Raw genomic sequence first — 23,561 nt, 5'->3', positions numbered from 1 at the left:
TAGTACCCTATCATGTTACACATATGTTAATTATAAGTTTAAATTGTGATTTACCAAGACCAATTTCATCTAAAAAAAGATTTTTTATGGTCACAAAAAAACGGCTCGTACCAAAAAAGGCAGAGCCGTTTTCTAAAAATCACCGACAAGGTACCCGTTATCTTAGTCCCAACGTCACGTCATGGATCACAAAATTACCGGTAAATCGTTCATCCGGGTGGCCAACCGGATCGATAGCAAAGAACTGTTTATCTTCGTCATCCAGCGCCTGATAGCCGCCGATAACCTGATAAATCCAGACTTCAGGATCAAACTCCAGCTCACGCTGACTAAAGTAATCCAGTGCTGACAGCGCCTGACCATTATCAATCACTTCGCAGAAATACGCATCGACCTGCTCTTGCAGCGGATCACGCTCTAAATCTACAGATTGCTGTTCGCTGACATCAATGGTTGAGGTCTTTTCGGTTTCGGTGACCACTGGTTTACGGCGATAAACCGAGCTTAAGGAAGCAACAATTTGCTGCAGTTCCTGCTCGTGGGACACCTGATTCACATCGATACTGGCCGGCTTTAACATGGCTTCCGACTGATTAAACAGTACCGGCACCTGAGTAAGGTTAGGATAATTACCCGGCGCAAAATCCGGATGATGCTCCATATGCAGCAAGAAACCTTTGAGTAAGCGCGTACGCCCCTGAAATTCGCGGAAGCGCCCGAGTAAATCCAGTAAGCGAGCCTGTGCAACCGACAGCTCCTGAGTAGCTTTTGAGAAGCTTTGTTGCAATGCCACCACCAGCAGATGTCGCAGTTCGCGATTACTGCCGGCAATTTCACTCAGTTCATCAAAGCGGAAACACTCCAACTGGTTCAGCAACTCAGATACCTGCCCCTGAGCCAATTCGTTTTCACGAATTTTAGCCTCGACCGACGAAACATAACCAAACTCGTTGTTAATCCGGCTAAACATGACCCGTACGCTGTTGGCCAGCGATTCGGTGAGTTGGTACACATGTTCGGTCAGGTCGGTCATGTAAGCATGAGCTTCATTGAACCGGTTATAGTGCAGCGATTCCTTATAATGCTCGGCGATGGTTTTTAAGCTGGCCAGCGCCGTGCCGATATTGGCGTTGATGTTACGATTACGTTCGTCCTGTAAGCCGCTTTCCAACAGGTTACGTACCGCGCTTTTCAGGCGCAGTGAACTTTGCGGATCCGGCCGCCATAAAATACCAATCTGGGTGAGCTGCTCAAGCACCTTACGAGAGAAATTCGACTCATCCACTGAGCCGTTTACATAGGCGTGCATAATGAGGTCGCTGTGGCGCCCCAGGGCATTCAGAAACCGGCTTCCCGCCTGAATCAGCACCTGACTCATAGCAGACTACCCTGTTGAATGGCTGCTTCGGCCTGCTCAGATAAAGACAGTGATTCGGTCTCATCGATAAAGCGGATCACTTCAAACAGGTGCTCTACTTTGCCGGTCGCCAGATAAATCTGCTTTTCCGGATTCGGTTTTACCAGATAACCCAGATCGGTGAGTTTTTTGAAAACCTGTTTTAACTGGCCGTCCAGGTTCACACTGGTTGAGCCAAATAAACGGTAGCGGGAAATCTTTTCCAGTTGCTCGCTGTAAGCCGGGGTATCTTCGATCACCGTTTGCAGTTCGTTCAGGCGGATAGCATTGCCCATGGTGAGCGGCATGTCCGACTCGCTGGCCTGCTGTACCAGTAACAACCATTCCACCAGCGGTACCAGGCTTGAGGTGGTTTCCTGAAACTGCTGCAACAATACTTTGCGCTCTTCATCGCCTAAGGTTAAATACCCGGCAAAAAATACCTCGCCCTCACCGGTTGTTGCCAGCGTGCGGTTTAATAAATTCAGGTGCGGCTCCAGTTTGCTGGCGTTGTCACGGCTTTTTAAAAAGCGCCAGCTGTCTTCGTCACTTACCTGACAAATAAACTGCCCGCCTAACAGTGCGCTTAATACCTTACCTTGTTCGGTCATCATGCTGACACCTCCTGCTTGGCTTTACGGGCCTGAATCAATGATGACAGGTTACTGCTCTTCGGCTGCACTACCTGCAGTTGTTTGGTTACTTTATCGATGAGATAACGGTTTTCGAACAGCTTGAGCACATCAGATTCCGGATTCGGGAAGGCCCCTACCACACTGATATTATTGCTCTGACACGCATCGAAAATTTTCTTCACGTTACTTTGGTGCAAGGTACCCAGCTCATCGATTGGCCAGTGAATAACGGCATCCGCCTCGCCCCGCAGCAAGCGGGTAAAGGCGAGCAGGAATTTACACAGGATCAGATAAGCCATACCGTGGCTTGAGGACTCGTTTAACTGACGGTCGGTGCGGATCACCAGATCACTGTTCCCCTCCCGTAAGTGCAATTCGATGTCCAGTAGCTTACTGATGCCGCCGGTAAGCGCCGCGCGGCCCAGAATATCGAGGACTTTTCGCATGCTTTGCCCGTACTCGTCATCTGGTAGATCGTGAGCGCCCTCTTCCATCCAGCTGTCGTACAAGGCCCTGAAGTTTTCCAGCTCTGGCCAGAATTCCAGCTCACTGATCCGCGAACGGATTTTAACCGCCGAATCAGAAACGCCATCCAGGAACAGCTCGCCATCCACTTCCTTACTGATGCGACGGCTCTGGCTCACAATGCGTTTGTCGATATCCGCTAATACAAAATAGTACTGGCTTAAATCTGCGCCAAAGATCCGGCCCTGCTCTCGCAGGCCCTGGATTTTCTGCGGCACAATCACGTTAAGCAACTGCGATAAATGCCCTACCATACGGCGGTGATCGATACCTTTCACGCCATGCGCGTTGATCACGGCGCATTCCTCACGGGCCCGCTCCCAGGTATCGGATAAACCGGTACCTGCCTGCGCCGCTATTAACTGATCGAAACGCTCTACATAATTGCGGATATCGCTTAACAGCTCTTCCCGCTCTTTTAATAACGCCTGAGCACGGGATAAACGCTGGGTGATGCTGAGTTCATCGTGTTGCCATTCGGCTACCGCATCGACTTTAGGCAGCGTCTGCTTCGCCAGGGTTTTAGCCAGTGAGTCAACCTGACCTAACTGTTCGGTAGCCACGGTCAGCAGTTTCTCAAGCTCGGCCTGCTTGGTTTTCAAGGTTTCGCGGGTTTCCCGGTACTGCACCTGCAGATCATTCAGCTCACGCTCGGCTTCACTCAGCGCTTTACGCGCTTTGGTCAGGCCCTGTTGCCAGGTTACCTTGTGCCCGGTAAAGACGGTTTGATACCAACGGTCGTAATCGGCCACTTTGTGACGCTGGGTTTCCGTTTTGTAGATAGCGTCTTTGAGGCTTTTCACCTGTTTCTTGAGCTGGCCGATTTCGTCAACGTCCAGACCGCGCTGGTTAAGCTCGTTTTCCAGCCATTTGGCCATTTCGTCACGGTCTTGTGCCGCTGAGGCTTTGGCCTGTTTTATTTCGCTATCCAGCTGCGCCAGACGCGCGTCGCTATCGGCAATGAGCTGCTGCCAGTGGAAGCTATGCTCGGTAACCGCCTCGCGCTGCTGATCGCGAATGTCGTCGCGGTCCATTTCAAACTGATTTTGCAGTTTTTTCTGTGCCTGCTGATTAGACTCAAGCTGTGATTTGGCCCGTTGCTTGCGTTCTTTTAGCGCATGCTGGTATTCGCTCAACACCGACTCTTTATCCTGAGTTGCGCGTTTACGAGTGGCTTCTGCACTGCGTACCGCGTTGTCCTGACGAGTCATGGCAAGTTCGGCTGTGCGCACCGCTTCGTTGCATTTTGCCAGTTCGATTTCGCACTCGTTTTGCTTATCCAGCGCGTCAGACAGCGCCGCTTCGGCTTCAGCCAGCGCTTGTTTTAAATCCTGTTCGGTTTTGGCGTAGGCTGGCACGTCCAGGTGTTCAAGGGATAATTCAACCCCGTACAAACCTGCCGCTCTATCCACCGGTTTAGGCTGCAAATCAGTTCTGTCGAGTAATTCCGGGCGGATCAGGCGGCCAATACTGTTTTCCCACTCGTCCACATTGGCCCGCAAAAATTCCAGTAAAGACCCCTCTCCCGGATAAAGCAGCGCATTGACCTCCTCTACCTGTTGCTCGGCTTTACGGTGGGCTGAACGGGCTTTTTCCAGCGCCTGATTCGCGCTGTCGCGCTGCTGCACCGCCTTTTGGTATTCACTCTGCGTTTGACGATACTGCCCTCGCACGCTGTCTTCATTAATGCTCGCTTCTTTAATGGCGGCATCAAGCAGTTCCAGTTGCGATTGCTCAAACTCGTTATAACCCGCATTCGCTAAGGCGACTTTTGCTTCCGCTTCGCTGACTTTCAGTTCGTTTAACTTTGACTGATAGGTATCGCTTAAGGTTTGCACCTGGGCTTCGTAGTCAGCTTTGATATCCTGCAGAGCGTCGCGCTCCTGCTGCTGTTGATCGCTGCGTTTTTCGGCCGCTTCCTGACGCGCAGCAGAGAGTTCCTCAACCTGTGCACTTAAGGTTTCGCCGATTTCGGCAATACGGCGGTTATACGCTGACTCTATATCCTGATGCTGCTCGGTGAGCAGCGTGTAACGACTGGATACCAGCTCCAAATCCCGTTGCCACTGAGGCAACTTAGCCACGTCTTCTTTAAGCTGTTCGATATTCTGATCCTGCCAGTTATCAAACTCTCGCTCTACCGCTTCAAGCTCAGCGGTGTATTTTTCCACGTCGGCACGGGAAGCTGAAACCTGCTGATTAAGCTCATCGCGGCGTTCGTTCCACTGGCTGTCGTTCAATTTTTTCTGGTGCAGCACATCATCCAACTGCTGACGGCTCTCTTCAACCCTCGCAGTTAATATGGATTTATCCAGTTCAAAAGCCTGGCTTATTTCAGCAAGGTTACCTTCTGCTTCCTGCAGGGCCATATTGGCCTGCTCCAGGCGGGTAAACTCAGGGCGAACCTTATCAAAAGCGCGAATCAGGTGACACTCGCGGATCCAGTCGTCAACGCGATTGCGCGATAAACTGGACGTCGGCGGTTGCACGCCGTCTTCCTCCAGAATGGCGGCAATCATCGCCTTGATGGTTTCCATTTTACCTTCTTTAGAATGCACTGCTTTGGCCAGCTTTTCGATATGACGTAAATGCTCACTGGATTGGCTAAGGCTAAACACCTTGGCATAACCGAGCAACTCGCGGGCACTGCTTGACTGGTTTAACACGCCCTGGTCGTTTTGTAACACTGCGCGAAAATCTTTGGTTGTCAGCAAGCTTGAAACCACCACGTTGTTGCGTTTCATCGCACGGGCGATTTCGGTTGAGGTTAAGGACGCATGCTTGCCATTTTTTTGCTGATACAGGTAGTCATCCAGATCAAACGGCTTGGCGATAAACCGGTAATTCACGCCGGTGCCGTTAGAACTTAATACCGCCTGGCATAATTCACCGTCGGCGCGGGTGTATTCGTAAATAATAAAAGAAGATTGACGCGGCAAATACCAGCGCTCAAAACTATCGCGGGTGGCGGGCACCACACGGCTTGGGTATTCACCATAAAATACCGGGATCAAACGCTGAAGCGTAGTTTTACCCGACGCATTGGTACCACAAATGTTGGTGTGCCCGTCAAGCTTCAGTTCGACCACGCCCGGTAAATGGGTGTCGATAAGGATTATTCGTTTAAGACCGGCCATAGGATTCCTGTTTTTATATTTTAACGACCTTCTGCGCTTCTGCTTTTAAAAAATACGATCTTCAGCCAGCACTTATCCAGACTGACTTACAGGTAAGCGGAACGCGCGAAATTAACGCGTCAGTTTATTATGAAATGACCCGGTTGGACAGGCTTGACGAGGCCAGTTTTGGCCATTGATAAAAATTCACGACCGATTGAACATTATTCGTTCAATCGGTGTGCTTTTGCGGGACACTGTTTAACCAGAATTTTTGATTTTCGACGTACTCAGGGTCACTAAGCACGTCGTCGAGCACCGAATTAATCGCCTTAACCGCTTTTTGGCCCCACGCGTTATTGGTACAGCCAATCGCACCATAAACGGGAGCGGTGCCGTACTCCGTAGTCGGCCGGTAAATCAGCGACTCAGTTTCTTCTATCAGCGCGAAATAGCGCAAAACGCCAGGATAATCCAGCGTGTACTGAATACGGTTATATTTTATTTGTTGTAAAACCCTTAACGGTCCGAGCACACCGGGTAAAGCCAACACGTTGCTATTGTCACCGTGGCTCTCAATAGCTGACTGCAACACGTCAGGAAAGCGTCGAGCCGCTGCATACCCAAACAACACAGACTGATTGTTGAGCAATTGACGTAATGAAAGCGCATCGGGTTGTTCGGGGTACAGCAAGTTAAACTGTTGCTGTTCCATGATGATGCCAAGCGGCGGATAGACTGTTGTACTGTTACTGTAGGTAAAGCGGTCAGTATCTGCACGTTTAATCATACAGGGAAAACAGAGGTTCTCGGTGCCCTCTACCAGCTTACCTATTCTGGACTGGGGATACACTTCAACATCAATGGTTAATGCGCCTAATCGTTGATTAAGCTTATCGACCAGTACATCGCAAATCCCATATCCCTTATGTTGCCCATCCAGAATATGAAAAGGCGGTGAGGGATTTTTTACCCAACGGATGTCAGGCGTTACAGAGCCTACGGGTTCTTGCGCGCGCAAGTGGTTGAAAAACACTCCCTGACTCAGTCCAAGCAAAAGCAAAACAACATTAACTATGCGATTGATTGTTCTCATACGGTGTAGCAAACAAACTTTGATGCACAGAGTGTAGACAATATTTCGCCAAAGGGGCTAATTTGAACCGCAAATTAACCGGCACTGCGACAACGAAAAACGCCGAACAAGGCATTGGCTCTTGTTCGGCGTTTTTTGTTTTAACGCGGCGGGAACATGCCGCCCATACCACCGGGGCCGCCGCCACCTGGGGGCATCATGCCTTTCATCTGGCGCATCATTTTCTTCATGCCGCCACCGGACATCTTTTTCATCATTTTTTGCATTTGCGTAAACTGCTTCAGCAAACGGTTGACGTCCTGAATTTGTGTCCCAGAACCGGCTGCGATTCGGCGTTTTCTGCCGCCTTTAATAATTTCAGGCTTCTCTCGCTCGGCAGGCGTCATGGAATTAATGATGGCTTCCATCTGGACAAACTGCTTGTCATTGGCCTGATCTTTAATTTTGGCACTCATACCGCCCATGCCAGGCAGTTTATCGAGCATGCCCATCATGCCGCCCATATTACGCATTTGCTCTAGTTGCTCTTTAAAATCCTGCAGATCAAACCCTTTGCCTTTTTGTACCTTTTGGGCCAGCTTCTGGGCTTTGTCTTTGTCAACCTTGCGCTCAACTTCTTCAATTAAGCTAAGAACATCGCCCATCCCCAGGATACGGGATGCAATACGCTCAGGGTGGAACGGTTCAAGGGCATCCAGTTTTTCACCCATACCGATAAATTTAATCGGCTTACCGGTGATCTTGCGCACGGATAATGCAGCACCGCCACGGGCGTCACCGTCGGCTTTGGTCAGGATAACACCGGTTAACGGTAAAGCTTCGTTAAACGCTTTAGCAGTATTCGCCGCATCCTGACCTGTCATGGCATCTACCACAAACAGGGTTTCGATGGGTTTAACGGCCGCGTGCAAGGCTTTAATTTCGTCCATCATGTCGCTGTCAACATGCAAACGACCTGCTGTATCTACCAGCAGCACATCAAAGAATTGTTTACGGGCAGAATCAATCGCATCGTTAACGATATCGATGGGCTTTTGCAAAATAGTCGATGGGAAGAAGGTAACACCCACTTCTTCTGCCAGCGTTTCCAGCTGTTTGATAGCGGCAGGACGGTAAACGTCGGCACTCACTACCATGACTTTTTTCTTCTCGCGCTCGGTGAGGTATTTGGCCAGTTTACCTACAGAGGTAGTTTTACCAGCCCCTTGCAAACCCGCCATCAGCACAACCGCCGGCGGTTGCGTAGCCAGGTTCAGCTTTTCATTCGCTTCCCCCATCACCGCTTCAAGCTCGGACTGGACTATCTTAATAAAGACCTGACCCGGCTTAAGGCTTTTAGTAACTTCGGTACCTACCGCGCGGGCTTTCACCTGGCCAACAAATTCTTTAACAACAGGTAAGGCTACGTCTGCCTCAAGCAGCGCCATGCGCACTTCACGCAGCGTATCTTTAATGTTGTCTTCGGTCAGACGACCACGACCACTGACATTGCGAAGTGTCTGGCCGAGGCGTTCGGAGAGATTCTCAAACATAAATCAATAACCTGAAACAAAAAGTAATCGCAAGAGTATACCGAAATTTACGCTGTTTACGTAGAGGGGATTAACGATTTATCACAATCAGGCAGACATCTGGTTGAATTCTTTGTTATTCTCAAGTATCTATACGGACTTATTTAACATCACAGGTTTTCAATTCAATAATGGCTACCTTATTTGCGCTGTTGGCAATCGCTGCCTATCTTTTTTCAGCGATTTCGGTAACGGGGCGATTTTTTCATAACCAGGGACCTAATCGCATGCTGTCGCTGAGCATTGCGGCACTGGCGGTGGTTTTTCATTCGTTTTATTTAGGTGATGCGATTCTGGCCGCTCAGGCCGGGCAAAACATGAGCATTACTAATGTCCTTTCCCTTGTAGCCTGGTTAATCACGCTGTCGATGCTGGTGAGCAGCAGCTTATTGCCCAACACCATTTTACTCCCGGTGGTATTTGGATTCTCGGCCTTTACGGTACTAGCCTCTTTGTTTGTTCCGGTACAACATATAATGCACATTGATATGCGACCGGGCCTGGTGATTCATATTACGTTGTCTTTATTTGCTTATGGCGCTCTGGTGATTGGCTTCTTATATGCCTTACAGATGTCCTATATCACACACCAACTTAAGCACAAAGGGGCAGGGCTCCTGCACTCCTCCTTACCGCCGTTAATGTTAGTAGAGTCCATCCTGTTTAAGCTTATTCTGCTGGGCACCATTTTGTTGGTAATAGCACAAATCAGCGGTTTTATATTCCTCGATAACATGTTTGGCCGTGGTTATATCCACAAAACAGTGCTGTCTATTGCCGGATTAATCGTGTTTATTGTCTTATTGGCGGGCCAAAAACTGTGGGGCTGGCGTGGCAAGCAGGTTATCTCACTCACCATTGTTGGCGTTATTTTGCTCTCACTGGCTTATTTTGGCAGCCGGTTTGTCAGCGAAATACTCTTATAGTCGCATTCTCCGAATTAACACTTGAATCCCTGTAGCTGACTGTCTACATTGGGGGTTCTAATTAGTACAAGGGATTCCTTAGTTGGACGATATATCTACCAGCGCACTGCTGATTGCGCTGGGCATTCTGATTGCACTTTCAGCCTATTTTTCCAGTTCAGAAACTGGAATGATGTCTATCAACCGTTACCGCTTAAAGCACCTTCAAAGCGAAGGGCATCGCGGGGCAAATCGGGTGCAAAAGCTCCTCGATCGCCCCGACCGTCTGATTGGCCTGATATTAATCGGCAACAACCTGGTAAATATCGCCGCCTCTGCCATTGCGACCATTATTTGTACCCGCTGGTTTGGCGAATACTGGGCTGTGTTTGCCACCACCATCGGCCTGACCATTATCCTGCTGATTTTTGCCGAAGTAACACCTAAAACACTGGCGGCGTTGTATCCGGAGAAGATTGCCTTCCCCAGTTCACTGATACTGAATCCGCTGCTTAAGGTGCTCTATCCCTTTGTTGCCTTTATTAACGGCATTACTAACGGCATCCTGGCAATTTTACGTATCAGACCACAGGATGGCGGTGGCGACTCCCTGAGCCGCGAAGAGCTCAGAACAGTGGTATACGAGGCAGGTACGATGATCCCCAAAAAGCACCAGGACATGCTGGTGAGTATTCTGGATCTGGAAAACGTGACGGCCGAAGATATTATGGTGCCCCGCAGCGACATCGCGGCCATCGATATCAATGACGACTGGAAGATCATCCAGAAGCAGCTGACAACTGCGCAACACACCAGGGTATTGTTGTATCGCGACAGCATTGATGATGCTGTGGGCTTTGTCCATGTTCGTGATGCTCTGCGACTGCTCTCTAAGGACCAGTTTACCAAGGCCTCATTGCTTCGCGCTGTGAGAGAAATTTACTTTGCGCCTGAATCCATTCCCCTGCATACGCTGATGTATCAGTTTCAGGCTGAAAAAGAGCGTATTGCCCTGGTAGTAGATGAATATGGTGACATTCAGGGTTTGGTCACCCTGGAAGATATTCTCGAAGAAATTATTGGTGACTTCACCACCACCAACCTGCCGGATCACTCCAAAGAAGTGTCGGTTCAACAGGACGGCAGTGTATTAGTTGATGGCAGTGCCAACGTCAGGGAACTTAATAAGGAAATGAGCTGGAACTTTCCGATTGAGGGGCCAAAAACCCTTAATGGTTTGATTCTGGAATATTTAGAAGAGATCCCGGAAAGCAACGTTAGCCTGCGTCTTGCTGGTTATCCCATCGAGATAATTGATATTAACGAAAATATGATTAAGACCGTGCGGGTGATGCCTGAATATTACCGCGAAGCGAAATCAGTTACTAACGAGTAATTTTACGTCTGGCCAAAGCTTTAGCTTTGGCCGCAGCTACCTTGGCTGACAAATCACTTAACTTACCCATTAATTGCGTCAGTTCTTCATCTTCATGCAGGTCGGCATCTTCGATGTGCCGCTGAAGTGATCTGCGCAATTGTTCGGGAATGGACTGGCCTGACATACTCTCTCAAATAGTAGATTTGCTACAGAATCTATATCGGAAAGACGCCGGATTTCTAAAGAAGATTTTTGCCTGAATTTAACGGTATGGGAAGACTGGGTATTACTTAACCAGCAATTAAAAACCCTGAAAATGCTGTAGCAACACACCTTTACCGCGATTAACCCAATAGCGAACTACTGCTACCGAACCTGTGGCAAATAACGCCATTTTTGGCGCTTCACAGATCTCATCCAAAAAGAACGAGACAAATGGCATATGACTTACCAGCAAAACGGGTTGACCATCGCTGTTTTTCAGGCTCTCTCGCGCGATTAGATCCATGTAGTCATGAGCCAGTCTGACGTTGCCGTCTGGCGTGATATCGTTACAAATTTCGAATTGGGAGGCGTGTAAGGTATTAGTAACTTGCTGAAAAGACTGACGAGTTCGCGTATATGGACTGACCAGTGCAGTAGCCAACTGACTATCAGGGCAATAATTATCGACCAGCCAATGACTCGAAGCCCCGATTTCATTGCTTCCGGTAGCAGTAAGGCATCGACTTTTGTCGTCAGTCAAAAGCGGTTCAGCCTCACCATGGCGCATGATAAAAACTAAAATGTCGTCTTTGCTGCTTTGACCTGACATAACATTGCTAATATGATGAGAATAGACGTTGTACGATAACAAAGGTACAGCCCCACGCCTAGCACTAATGCGCTGTCTTAGACTAAGGTGTGAGAAGTTCTTCCACAGGCCGGACCGGAAGTATAATAATAAACTGACTAACGAAGACGACAACATTGAATATTACCCAGGACTTAAACAGTACTGAATCGCTTGTTCTCGATAACGGACTCCGGGTACTCGTCATTCAAAAAACAGAATCAGCTACATGCTGCGTGTCGGTAAGTTGTAAAGCAGGACACTTTTTTGATCCGGACAATTGTCCGGGACTGGCGCACTTATTAGAACACATGCTTTTTATGGGGAACGATTACTATCCGGACCCCAATGGCATCAACGAAGCTGTGGAACAAGGCGGCGGCTCTATTAATGCATGGACCGGCACTGAATTTGCCAATTACCATTTCCAGGCTCACCCCCAGGCCCTGCCACGCTTACTGCCGGCTTTCGCCGCAATGCTTAGCACGCCGCATTTCAAACAAGAGCGCATAGCCGCCGAAATTCAGTCTATCGACGCAGAATATCAGTACAAACGCAAAGATGACCTGCGTCGTTTGTATCAAATCCACAAGGAAACAGCCAACCCGGACCACCCTTTTGCCAAGTTCTCGGTTGGCAACGAACTGATTTTTAGCCAGTTTAGTGTGGAAGCACTGCAAAACATGCTAAGGGAATTTCACCAGCAGCTTTATTGTGCAAAAAATTTAACCCTGTGTATTTACTCCCCGTTTAGCACCGGGCAACTACTGCCATGGTTAAAAGATAGTTTTGGTGCATTAGCGTCCGGCAATGCCGCGCCGCTGACTTTGCCGTCACTTTACACCCCGGAGCAGCTGGGTGTGCAAATTAATATCAAGCCCTTACAGGCTGCGCGCCGACTGATTGTGACCTTTGCCTTACCAGCATTACACTTAAAAATTGACAGTAAACCGCTGGACTTTATCAGCCATGTACTGGGCGATGAAGGCTCTGGCAGTTTATTTGCCTATCTCAAGGCAAAAGGCTGGGCAAGCAACTTAATTGCAGGGTCTGGGATAGAAGGCGAAAACTTTAAAGACTTTAATATCAACTTACAGCTAACCCCAAGTGGGCTTGAAGCGAAAGACGATATTATAAACGCGATTTTTTATGTCCTTGAGCTACTCAGCCAGAGTGCCAATGATACCTGGCGCCTGCAGGAAAAAGCCAAACTGAATCAACTGGCCCGTCAGTACGATGATTCATACAAGCCGTTACAAGCTATCAGTGAACTGGCCGAACTACACCAGTATTTTAGTTGGAAAGAAATTGCACTAGCCTGTCAGCGCGAAGAACTGACCCAACAAGAACTGTGTGATGCCCTAGCCTACTTTACCCCGGCTAATTTACGCGTAAAAGTGATTGCTCAGGAAGTAACGACTACCCAGCAGTGCGCTTATTATGACGCGCACTACGCGGTAGAGGCTTATTCGGAAAACCAGCTGACTCAGTGGCAAACGCCGCAGCCGGTTAAAGCGATATTTCTGCCGCCGCCCAATCCGTTTATTGGTGACAGCTATAGTTTGTGCAAACTAGAGAACGACTTTGCCCTGCCCCGGCATGTGGTTAATGACAAAGGCTTTGAATTCTGGTTTTGCCAGGATCATATTTTTAATGTGCCCAAAGGCGATATCTTTGTTTCTTTTGATACCCCATCGCTAGCGCAAAATATTCACCAGGTAGCGGCCAAACGATTGTGGTTGGCTGCACTTAACGATTACCTGCAAGGGCGCTTTTACCGTGCGGAAATTGCCGGTTTGCATTATCGAATTTACGGCCACCAGGGAGGATTTAGTATCCACACCCGTGGTTTTAGTGCACAACAGGGACAATTACTTAACCACCTCATTGACGCTATCAAGGGGTTTTCACCCGATCCGCAAACCTTCCAACAGGTGCAGTTTTTACAATGCCAGAGTTTGCACAACACGTTGTTAAACAAACCCATTAACCGGTTGTTTTCGCGTCTGAGTGTATTGATTCAAAAAAATACTCACGCCCCAATAGAAATGCTGGATGCCGTAAAGGAGTGTCAGTTTGAGGATATCCAACGGATCCGCGACCGGGCCTTTGATTATTACCATATTGATGGACTTATTCATGGTAACTGGTCGTCGGATGGTGCTGCGAGAATCGTTGAAAGTGTATTAAAACAATGCCCATCGGCTAAAGCGCCACCGCTACCCCGGCCGGTTGCTAAACTGCCCATTGGCACCACGCTGTATCACGAAGTGCCCTGCGAACACGATGATGCAGCCGTTGTGCTGTATTTACAGGCCCCAAGTAATGATATCCGGGATGTGGCCATGTGCATGGTACTGGAACAAATGCTGGCAGGGTCTTTCTTCACCACCTTGCGCACCGAAAAGCAGCTTGGCTACATTGTCGGCACGGGTTATGTGCCACACAATCAGCACCCTGGTATCGCGTTTTATATTCAGAGTCCGAACAATGCGCCACAAGTGTTACTTGAGCATATTTCGCACTTTCTTCAGCAGCAAACCAAAGAAAAAGCCTTTTACGAAGGGTACTGGCCTAACATTCAGCGCAACCTGTTAAAACAGTTACAGGACGTGGACATTAACCAGTCAATGCGTTCACAGAATATCTGGCAGAGCCTTGGCGCAGGCGATCCCAACCTGCACACTAACCAGCTTATTGCTCAGGCTATCGAGACCATGACCTTTGCTGATATAGAAAGCTACGCTACCGACATGAATCTTAATCAGACTTTCGGCCAGTTAGTCTTAATTGCGCCTGGTAAATTTAAATCTATCGCCGTTTCATCTGATGTCGCCATTGCTAATATTGCTGACTTTAAATCTAAAGTTGAATTTTATCTTTAATCATCAATTTCACCTTCCAGCGCTGATTGCCTGAGTACTGCACAAGTTTTACTCAGGCAACTGATCCAATTAAAAAAAACCTTGTAGCAACGCCTTTTATTGGGCATATTGGGTAGCTAATAGTAGGGATGCTAGACACAAAAGAAGTAAAAAAAGATAAGGCATTCAGTGCCAAAGGTGTATGGTGCGCTCAACCCAGTTAACGACGTTTGCGCTGTTATTTACAGTGCTATTATCACTATCCCGTGTAGTTTTCGCTACAACGGCCCTTAGTGATATTCGCTTTACTGAGTACACCCGCGAAGACGGCATTGTAGAGGACACCATAACCTCCATTGTAGAAGACCAACACGGATTTATTTGGGTAGGTTCCATTGAAGGCCTGTTCAGATACGATGGCTATCATTTCAAAAAGTACGAAAACAACGCTGCAGACAGTACGTCGATTCCTCCTGGATTTACCAGAACCATGTACGTTTCCCGCAACAAGGATTTGTGGATTGGAACCTATGAAGGCCTGGCGAAATATCAACCTGACTCCGATAGTTTCAAAATTTACAATCGCGATAATTCTCTTATTCGCAGTAATGAAATTTGGTCTATCACCGAAGATGACCAGGGCAATATCTTAGTCGCTGACTCTTCCAACGTTTATTTTATTGACGCTAAAACTGAAGAATTAGATTTACTTGATGGCCGGGTCGATTTTCCAGACGACATCGAGATTATCCGAAACGAGCCATCCCGAATCTGGATTGGCACCTTCTCTTCCGGTGCTTATATTTACGATAAAAGACGCCGAATTCTTTACCCACTGAGTTCTGTAAACCCATGGGGCTTTAATATCCCCCCAACACCAGTATTTGTCATAACTGTTATTGATGGCGACTATTGGATCGGCACAAATGAAGGAATTCTTATCTTCAATGTGAATGGCGAACGAATAAAAAGTATCAACACAAAAACCTACCCGGTACTTAAAAGCAATGCCGTACGATCAATAAAAGAGATAGCGCAGGGAGAAATCTGGTTTGGTACTGAAGATGGTCTGGCAATTTATAATTCGGTTAAAGATCGCGTTAAGTTAATTGATGCAGAGATGCGCAATATCACTTACCTTGATAACCAAATCATCAGAAAAATCTACAAAGATTCGACCTCTTCAATTTGGTTAGGAACGGCTGAAGGTGTGTACCGGTATGCCGAAGGGATTAATATTCTTCGTCTTTACTCGCATGTTGTGGAGGAGGAAAACTCCGGCTCACAGCGGATTTGGGCTGTAGAAGAAGATAGTCTCAAGAACCTGTGGTTAGCGACTCAAAGCTCAGGTTTGGGTAAATTGAATTTCCATGAAGAAAATATCAGCTACTTTCTTACCGGCAGACCCAATCAACTTTGGGATCTCGTGGTTGATAATAATGATGATATCTGGCTCGCAACCTCTAAAGGGATTGAGCATTATCAGCAAACTAAAAATGGTTTGCAGCTCATCAATATCTACCTTGAAAATGAAATAGTAGATAATATTCATTATGACGGTTCTAATTTATGGGCTTGGACTGAAACGAATGGACTGGTTTCGATAGAGCCTCAAAGCCCAGAATTAAACACTATTGCAGTGAAATATGAACTGAAATATCACGATTTATCACTCCGAGATGCCATAGCGACCCCTGTTTATTCTGATAATGAAGGAAATCTTTGGCTAGCATCTACTGGGGTAATGACTATCTTCAACTCAGAGTTAGATAAAGTCATAAAAGAAATAAACCTCACATCTAATCAAAAACAAGAACCTTCAAGAGTTAAAACAGTTTACCTTTGGGGTAATTATTATTGGCTCGTAACACAGTCTGCCGGAGTTTATCAATTAGACAAAAATACCCTGGCTCAGGTTAATCATCACTCTCTGCAAATGAATACCAACGTTCTGGCGGCAATTGGTTTAAAAGACTCGCTATGGATGTCCACCGAATCAAATGAAATAAAACAATTTTTATTGCCCAACATGGAACTAGTGTTAAATCTTTCCTCCAAGCAATTAGAGTTAAATGATTATTCAGAAAGTGCTGTGTCTAAGACCCGGGAAAATGCATTAGTGTTTGGCGGTGACCGCGGTTTTCATTACTTCTACCCAGAATTTCTATCCTTCGACAAATTTACTGACACGCCATCACAACAGCCAGAAATCCTTTCTTTAAAGGTTTTTGGTAAAGAGCAGAAATTTGACACAGATAGCAGCGTTCTTGATAAACCAATCAACTTGAAGTCATCACTAACGCTATCTGATGCTGATACCCGGTTTAGCTTGGGTTTTGCTGTATTAAATGCAGTATCCCCATCAACGGTTAAATATCGTTATCGGTTGACTGGTTGGGATAAAAGTTGGACTCAGGCAGGCGGTGAACGTCAGGCACCATACAATAATATTTCGTTTGGTGACTACTTATTTGAAGTTCAGGCCAAAGAAGATGGCAAGACGTGGTCTTCTTCACGTGAGCTTAATCTGACTATCCTGCCGCCGCCATGGTTACATCCGGCAGCACTGATTTTTTATGGCTTTTTTACAACCATAATCACTCTCTACGTGGTGAGACAATATCATGTCAGAAGACGTCAGCGTATAGCAGTATCAGAATCTGAAGAGCGGCTTAAACTGACACTGTGGAGCAGCGGTGATGAGCTCTGGGACTGGGATGTTTATCGTGGTCAGGTATATCGTTCCAACACCTGGGGCACACTGGACTTCCCGCAAGATGATATCCGCACCAACAGCGCTTATGATGCCAACATCCACCCTCACGATTTAAAACGTGTGCAGGATGCGCTCAAGGAGCACCTGAGCGGCGAAAGCGAATTTTACGAAATCGCCTACCGCACTAAAACATTTAACAACACCTGGCTGTGGATCCTGGACCGCGGTAAAGTGGTTCAGCGCGACCACAACCATGAACCAATCCGGATGACGGGTACGCTGAAAAACATCCAGCATCTGAAGGACGCAGAAGAGCAGCTAAACCTGTTTAAGCGCTCTATCGAAAACATTTCTGAAGGCGTATTTATAACGGATACCAGATTTAGATTTATTTCAGTCAATAACGCCTACTGCACTTACACCGGCGAGACCCGGGATCAGGCGCTGGCGACTTATTTATATTTCCATCAATACCCGGAAGCCTTCACCGAAGAAATCAAAAAGACCTTAAAATCACGAGGTAACTGGAGCGGTGAAGTAGAAAGTAGCCGGGTGAATGGCGAACGTTACGAAATCGAACTGAATATTGATGCTGTGCACGATGACGATGGCCGTATTTCGCATTATGTAGGCGTGTTCTCAGACATTACTTCGCGTAAAAATACCGAGAAAGAGTTATTAAAACTAGCCAATTCTGATCCGCTGACAGAATTACCGAACCGCTCATTCTTCCAGGCCAGTCACAACAATCTTGTGCGCAGAGGAACCCCTCACGCCCTGCTCTGTCTGGATATGGATAACTTTAAAAAGATCAACGACTCGCTGGGCCACCAGACCGGTGACATTTTGATCAAGCAGATTGCTAAACGTATTCAGCGTATGACCGACACGAATTCTACCTGTTACCGTCTTGGTGGGGATGAGTTTAGTATTCTGATGGAAGACTTCCCTGATATTCATACCATTACACATTTTGCTCAAAGCGTGCTTAACACGCTGGCCAGACCCTTTATTATTAATAAACAGGAATTTGTACTGGGTGCCAGTATTGGTATTGCGCTGTTCCCGGAAGATGGCTCAACGCCACAGGAACTGCTGAAAAATGCTGACACGGCGATGTATTTTGCTAAAAACAACGGTGGCAACAGCTACCAGTTTTTCAGCGGTGAAATGAACCAGAACGCAGTACGCCAGTTACAAATAGAAAACCTCATTCGTCAGGGTATTAAAGACAACCTGTTTACCGTGTTCTATCAGCCCAAGGTCGACATTACTACCGGTAAACTCGTCAGTATGGAAGCATTGGTTCGATTTGAACACCCCAACAAAGGCATTGTTAGTCCTGGTCAGTTTATCCCTCTGGCCGAACAAACGGGTCAAATCATTGAGATTGGCGAACAGGTGCTACGTAAAGCCTGCGAAGATACCAAGCGCTGGGTTAGCGAAGGCCTGTTCAGTGGTCGTGTTGCCGTTAACATTTCGGCTAAGCAGTTTGAATTACCTGACTTGGACGATCGTATCGAAAGTATTCTGCGCCAGGTTGGCCTCTCGCCTCTTCACCTCGAGTGTGAAATTACTGAGGGTACCTTAATGGAAAACCCCGAAGAAGCGCTCAGAATGATGCAGCGCTTACGGGATCGTGGTATCCATCTGGCACTGGATGATTTTGGTACTGGCTATTCGTCGTTAGCCTATCTGAAAAAATTCCCACTAAACACGTTAAAAATCGACAAGGCCTTTATTGATGACATTGCCAAGAGTAATGTTGACCGGCACATGGCAGCCGCCATTATCAATATTGCGCATAACCTTGGCTTAAAAGTGGTTGCAGAAGGCGTGGAATACGAAGAACAGCTCAATATTCTGCGTCGTTACGACTGTGAGATGCTCCAGGGCTATCTGTATAGTAAACCGCTTAATGCAGAACGCTTTGAAAAGCTGCTCAGAGAGAACAGCCTGCTACATAAAATTATCAGTAAAGTCTCGCCAAACTAATCGATACTAAGGCCGTCAGTGCCTCTCTGAGCTTCTCCCGACAGCGAATACTAACTCTTCCTGGTTAAACCAACAAACCGGCAACACAAGTAAAAACCGCGCATCACCGCGTTTACATCAAAATTTCTAAAACCTGAATTTAAAACCGCACGAGTTATTAATAAGTTACAAATGTAACAATAGCTCAAAATTTATCCACACCATTCGTTAACAAGCCACTTTTTTTGCAAGAAGAGCCTCATTTTTGACAGTTTGAGCTTAAGTTATCCGCTAAGCGGCAGATAAATGCATAGAGCGGCAATAATTTCCGGCAACGGTTTTTTGACGTCGACGCCAGGGATGATGCAACCTATTGTTTTTAAAAGGATAAAAAAGTTGGCACAAGGTTCGCATTAGCTAAAGTGACAATGAGGATTGTCAATCAGTTTTGTTTGTTTTGTTTATAAATATAATGAGGAAAGAAAGATGTTGAAAGCATACGCAGTAGCCCTAGTACTTTCTACAACCGCACCTGTAGCAGCTGACAAGCAAGATGGCGCTCAGAAAGCACCAGTACAGAAAAAAGAAGTAGCAACCGAAACTCAGTCTTACAAGCCTAAGACTGGTGGTGTTCGTCTGTAAGACGTTTTTACTAATTCTCAAAAAAGGAGCTCGGGCTCCTTTTTTTATGCCCGCAAGTAAGCGTTGTTAAAGCCACAGTCCTTTCTCATACGAACGTGGCGGCTTACCGTAAACATTGGCCAGACTACCGGCCCCATCAATAAACCTGCTAACGCCCAGTGCTTTGCTGATAATCCGGATTTTGTCGCTTCGACAAAAAAATAACAGCTACTGGCCAGACAAACTAAAATCACTGTCAACATATTGACACCCATTTAATCTATAAGGTTTTTTTGACGTACCGAATAAACAGTCCATTTATTCAGCGGCGCGCATAATAACCTTTTCTGGTAACAAAACCATCATTTTTTTGCAATAAATGTTAAAAACCCAGCCAAAGCCGGATTTTTAACATTTTAATAACTTAGCGTTAATAAAAAAAGCTATTTTCGGCGGCCATTGCGACTAAAATTGGGGCCGGAGTATATTTAGCGTCCACCTTTTCAGCGTAGTAACTCAACCGCTCTACTACTTTGTTAACACCAAGCTGATCCATATAACGGAAAGGCCCGCCAAGGAAAGGCGGAAAGCCAATACCAAATATCGCCCCGATATCACCATCCCGGGCATTTCTGATCACCCCTTCATCAAGACATCGTGCTGCTTCATTAAGCATCATTAATACGCAACGCTCTGAGATCTCAGACTCGCTGCGGCTTTTCGACGGTTGCACCCCAAGCAGTGAATAAATGCTCTCATCGACCGCTTTACCCGGCTTTTTGCCAGCGTAGTCATAGAAGCCTTTTTTATTCTTTTTGCCCTTACGATCATCAGCCAGCACTTTGTCGAAGGCAGCTGGCGCGGTAAAACGCTCGCCAAAAGCTTCCATCAGAATAGGAATGATTTTGGTGCCCACATCAATACCAACTTCATCAAGCAGCTTCACCGGCCCTACAGGAAACCCAAAGTTAAGTAATGCTTTGTCAATATGATCGATTGGCTCACCGGCCAGAATCAGGCTGGCGGCTTCGTTCATATAAGGTGCCAGGATACGGTTAACATAAAAGCCCGCGCCGTCCTTTACCACAACCGGCGTTTTACCTTGTTTCTTGGCAAATTCCACCGTGGTCGATATGGTTTGGTCCGAGGTTTTCTCGTGAGCGATAACTTCGGCCAGCGGCATTTTGTCTACCGGCGAAAAATAATGCAGACCAATCACGTTTTCTGGTCGTGCCGCTTCGGCGGCAATCTCAGCAATTGGAATGGACGATGTGTTAGAAGCAAAGATAGTGTCTGGCTTACAGGCCGCCTCAACATCGGCAACCATCTTGCGTTTAAGATTCACGTCTTCAAAAACCGCCTCAACAATAATATCAGCGTCCTGCAAACCGGTGTAATCCAGCGTGCCGGTGAGCAGCGACATTTGCTTCTGCATTTCGGACTTACGTATAAAGCGTCGTTTAACCTTTTTATTTAAAAGGTCATAGCTGTATTTCATCGCGTTGGCGATACCCGCCGACTGAATGTCTTTAATTCGCACCGGTACGCCTGCTTTGGTGGCGGTAACAAAAGCAATGCCGCCACCCATCAGGCCACCACCTAAGACTCCCACTTTTTTAACGGGCACAGGGGCGACATCGGCAACGCCCGACTCTTTCTTCATGGCGGTTGTGGCAAAGAAAATCTGGCGTAGCTGTTTTGATTCCGGAGTCATGACCAACTGACCAAAAGCCTTTGCTTCTGCTTCAAGCCCTGCCTTGATCCCCTTATTGATACCCAGTGCCACTACGTCCAGAATATGTTGCGGAGCTGGGTAATTTCCCCGGGTTTTGGCCTGGGTTTGTTCACCGGCCTTTTTAAACACAATATTGCGCCCGGGTCCGGTGCCTTCTAAAAATTTATTAACGATACCTTTAGGTTCAGCTTTACGTGTCGGCTTACTTTTTGTGGCAAATTGCGCTGCAACCTCAACTAACACTGAACGGGGTACCACGTCGTCAACAATGCCATATTTTTTAGCCTGCTTAGGACGCACTGAAGCGCCGGTCAGCATCATCTTAATTGCTTGCTGGATGCCGGCCAGCTTAGGTAAACGTTGGGTACCGCCACTACCAGGCAACAGGCCAAGCTGAACTTCAGGCAGCCCCAGTTGGGTAGCCGGGCTGTCGGTACAAATGCGATAATGACAAGCCATGGCCAGTTCCAGACCGCCGCCCAGCGCTGGCCCATGAATCGCAGCAACAAAGGTAGCGTTCATGTTTTCAATGCGGTTAAAGATATCCTGACCGCCTTTGGCCAGCGCCATCGCCTCTTCTGCGGTGGTGCAGGCATCCAGCATAGTAATGTCGGCCCCGGCGACAAAGGAACTCTCTTTTCCGCTTACCAGCACTACACCTTTAATGCTGGCATCCCCTTCAATCTCATCCAGCAGTGCGGACATCTCATCACCGAAGGCGGCTTTGAGGGTGTTCATCGATTCACCCGGCACATCCATGGTTAAAATAGCAATGCCGTTGTTTTGTCTGGTTAAGCTAAATGCGCTTTGTGTTTGTTCTGTCATTACGCGGTCTCCACAATCATTGCTGCACCTAATCCACCCGCCGCACAGGCAGTTAACAAGCCAGTGCCACCACCGCGACGATTAAGCTCATTTAGCATCTGGGTAATCATACGGGTACCGGTAGCAGCAAACGGATGACCATAGGCAATTGAGCTCCCCATGACGTTAAATTTATCCATGTCGATGTCACCGGTTGCCTTGCTGCGACCCAGTTTTTCTTTGGCAAATTTATCGCTGCCAAACATTTTGATGTTGGCCAGTGTCTGAGCCGCAAAGGCTTCATGCATTTCAATCAGGGTCAGATCATTTAGTGTCATTCCGGCTTTATCCAATGCCATAGGCGAAGCATAAGAAGGCCCCATTAACATGTCTTCCCACACATCAATTGCAGCAAAAGCGTAGCTTTTGATATAGCCAAGAGGTGTGTAGCCTAAGGCTTTTGCTTTGCTTTCTGTCATCATCAGGACGGCCGAGGCACCATCGGTTAATGGCGTGGCATTCGCAGCGGTTACAGAACCATATTTTTTATCGAAAACCGGGCGAAGTTTTGCGTAGCCTTCGATTTTAGAATCAAAGCGAATATTGTTGTCTTGCTCCAGTGCCCCTGTGTAAGGTTCGGCATAAGCGGTCATTACTTCATTAGCCAGTTTACCCGCGTTCCAGCTTTCCGCCGCCAGGGTGTGAGACCGGTGCGCAAGCTCATCCTGGGCTTGCCGGCTTATCCCGTGACTTTTAGCCATTTGTTCGGCGGTTTGTCCCATGGATAAACCAGTAGAATATTCCGCTACCGCTGGCGGTACCGGTAATAAGTCTTTAAGCCCCAATTTTTTAAGCACCGCCCATTTTTGCCCAAGGGTCTTGGTTTTCTGCAAATCCACCAGCGCCCGGCCCAGTTTTTTGGACACACCAATAGGTGAAACAGAGGTTGAATCTGCGCCTCCGGCCACGCCCACTTCAATGTTGCCGGCCATCATTGCCTCAGCAATATTCACCGTCGATTGAAAGCTGGTCGCACAGGCACGGGATACGCTGTAAGCATCAGTATGCACGTTCATGCCGGTTCCCAGTACAATTTCGCGGGCAATATTGGGGGCTTCAGGCATTTGCACCACCTGGCCATAAACCAACTGTTCCACTAATTTTGGATCTACTGCGTTTCTTACCAGCAATTCGTTTACCACCATTTTGCCCAAATCAACCGCCGGTACTCCATGAAAGTACGTTGCCATTTTAGCAAACGGTGTTCTGAGGCCCGCGACAATAGCAATCCTGTCGCCATTGCGCGTTGTGACTGATTGTTGTTTAGCCATTCAATTCAACCTGTTTTTGCGACCACCAAGTGGTCTGACCTGTAGATTATGGCCAGATTTTT

The 23,561-nt window shown here is 47.4% G+C and carries 15 protein-coding genes; 5 read left to right on the top strand and 10 right to left on the bottom strand.

What is annotated here, in order from left to right; all coding sequences use genetic code 11:
* Nucleotides 1-157 precede the first annotated feature (157 nt).
* The 5 genes from BFC17_RS02330 to ffh form a co-directional block, all read right to left on the bottom strand.
* Nucleotides 158-1,378, bottom strand: coding sequence for a phosphoenolpyruvate carboxylase (locus BFC17_RS02330; protein ID WP_070174851.1), 1,221 nt, complete (start codon nt 1,376-1,378; stop codon nt 158-160).
* A complete protein-coding gene (locus BFC17_RS02325) occupies nt 1,375-2,010 on the bottom strand; it encodes a hypothetical protein (RefSeq protein ID WP_070174850.1) in 636 nt (211 codons plus the stop codon). The genes BFC17_RS02330 and BFC17_RS02325 overlap by 4 nt, the downstream gene beginning before the upstream one ends.
* A complete protein-coding gene (locus BFC17_RS02320) occupies nt 2,007-5,693 on the bottom strand; it encodes an ATP-binding protein (protein ID WP_070174849.1) in 3,687 nt (1,228 codons plus the stop codon). The genes BFC17_RS02325 and BFC17_RS02320 overlap by 4 nt, the downstream gene beginning before the upstream one ends.
* Before the next feature lie 211 nt (nt 5,694-5,904).
* Nucleotides 5,905-6,693, bottom strand: a complete 789-nt coding sequence (locus tag BFC17_RS02315; protein WP_070174848.1) for a hypothetical protein — start codon at nt 6,691-6,693, stop codon at nt 5,905-5,907.
* 215 nt (nt 6,694-6,908) lie between these two features.
* Entirely contained in the window at nt 6,909-8,300 is a 1,392-nt protein-coding gene (gene ffh / locus BFC17_RS02310) for a signal recognition particle protein (protein WP_070174847.1), read from the bottom strand.
* A gap of 170 nt (nt 8,301-8,470) precedes the next feature.
* Between ffh and BFC17_RS02305 the strand changes: the two genes are divergently transcribed.
* Complete coding sequence (locus BFC17_RS02305; RefSeq protein WP_070174846.1) at nt 8,471-9,265, top strand: cytochrome C assembly family protein; 795 nt, start codon at nt 8,471-8,473, stop codon at nt 9,263-9,265.
* A gap of 82 nt (nt 9,266-9,347) precedes the next feature.
* The gene (locus BFC17_RS02300; RefSeq protein ID WP_070174845.1) at nt 9,348-10,640 is read left to right on the top strand and encodes an HlyC/CorC family transporter; all 1,293 of its coding nucleotides are present in this window, start codon (nt 9,348-9,350) and stop codon (nt 10,638-10,640) included.
* On the opposite strand, the gene BFC17_RS22485 is transcribed toward BFC17_RS02300, so the two are convergent.
* Both BFC17_RS22485 and sixA read right to left on the bottom strand, forming a co-directional pair.
* Nucleotides 10,630-10,806: a hypothetical protein gene (locus tag BFC17_RS22485; protein WP_175439519.1), complete on the bottom strand. Its 177-nt coding sequence runs from the start codon at nt 10,804-10,806 to the stop codon at nt 10,630-10,632. The two genes, BFC17_RS02300 and BFC17_RS22485, sit on opposite strands and share 11 nt — an antisense overlap.
* 117 nt (nt 10,807-10,923) lie before the next feature.
* Nucleotides 10,924-11,436 (bottom strand): phosphohistidine phosphatase SixA, encoded by a 513-nt coding sequence (gene sixA / locus BFC17_RS02295; protein ID WP_070174844.1) that lies wholly within the window; start codon nt 11,434-11,436, stop codon nt 10,924-10,926.
* A gap of 155 nt (nt 11,437-11,591) precedes the next feature.
* Between sixA and BFC17_RS02290 the strand changes: the two genes are divergently transcribed.
* The 3 genes from BFC17_RS02290 to BFC17_RS22480 all read left to right on the top strand — a co-directional run bounded on the left by BFC17_RS02290 (nt 11,592) and on the right by BFC17_RS22480 (nt 19,650).
* Complete coding sequence (locus tag BFC17_RS02290) at nt 11,592-14,339, top strand: insulinase family protein (RefSeq protein WP_070174843.1); 2,748 nt, start codon at nt 11,592-11,594, stop codon at nt 14,337-14,339.
* Nucleotides 14,340-14,520: 181 nt separating this feature from the next.
* Nucleotides 14,521-19,029: an EAL domain-containing protein gene (locus BFC17_RS02285; RefSeq protein ID WP_070174842.1), complete on the top strand. Its 4,509-nt coding sequence runs from the start codon at nt 14,521-14,523 to the stop codon at nt 19,027-19,029.
* Nucleotides 19,030-19,494: 465 nt separating this feature from the next.
* Nucleotides 19,495-19,650: a hypothetical protein gene (locus tag BFC17_RS22480; RefSeq protein WP_175439518.1), complete on the top strand. Its 156-nt coding sequence runs from the start codon at nt 19,495-19,497 to the stop codon at nt 19,648-19,650.
* 44 nt (nt 19,651-19,694) lie between these two features.
* On the opposite strand, the gene BFC17_RS22210 is transcribed toward BFC17_RS22480, so the two are convergent.
* From BFC17_RS22210 to fadI, 3 genes are all read right to left on the bottom strand, one after another.
* Nucleotides 19,695-19,892, bottom strand: a complete 198-nt coding sequence (locus BFC17_RS22210) for a hypothetical protein (protein WP_083271533.1) — start codon at nt 19,890-19,892, stop codon at nt 19,695-19,697.
* Between the two features lie 167 nt (nt 19,893-20,059).
* Nucleotides 20,060-22,189 carry a fatty acid oxidation complex subunit alpha FadJ gene (gene fadJ, locus BFC17_RS02280; protein WP_070174841.1) on the bottom strand — a complete coding sequence of 710 codons (2,130 nt, stop codon included), beginning with the start codon at nt 22,187-22,189 and terminating at the stop codon, nt 20,060-20,062.
* Complete coding sequence (gene fadI, locus BFC17_RS02275) at nt 22,189-23,499, bottom strand: acetyl-CoA C-acyltransferase FadI (RefSeq protein ID WP_070174840.1); 1,311 nt, start codon at nt 23,497-23,499, stop codon at nt 22,189-22,191. Before fadI ends, fadJ begins: the two co-directional genes overlap by 1 nt.
* Nucleotides 23,500-23,561: the final 62 nt, after the last annotated feature.

It is taken from the genome of Marisediminitalea lipolytica (assembly GCF_001758465.1).
In the GTDB taxonomy this organism is placed as follows: Bacteria; Pseudomonadota; Gammaproteobacteria; order Enterobacterales; family Alteromonadaceae; genus Alteromonas; species Alteromonas lipolytica.
The sequence above is the reverse complement of the archived record's forward strand: the minus strand, read 5'-3'. Positions and strand labels throughout refer to the sequence as shown.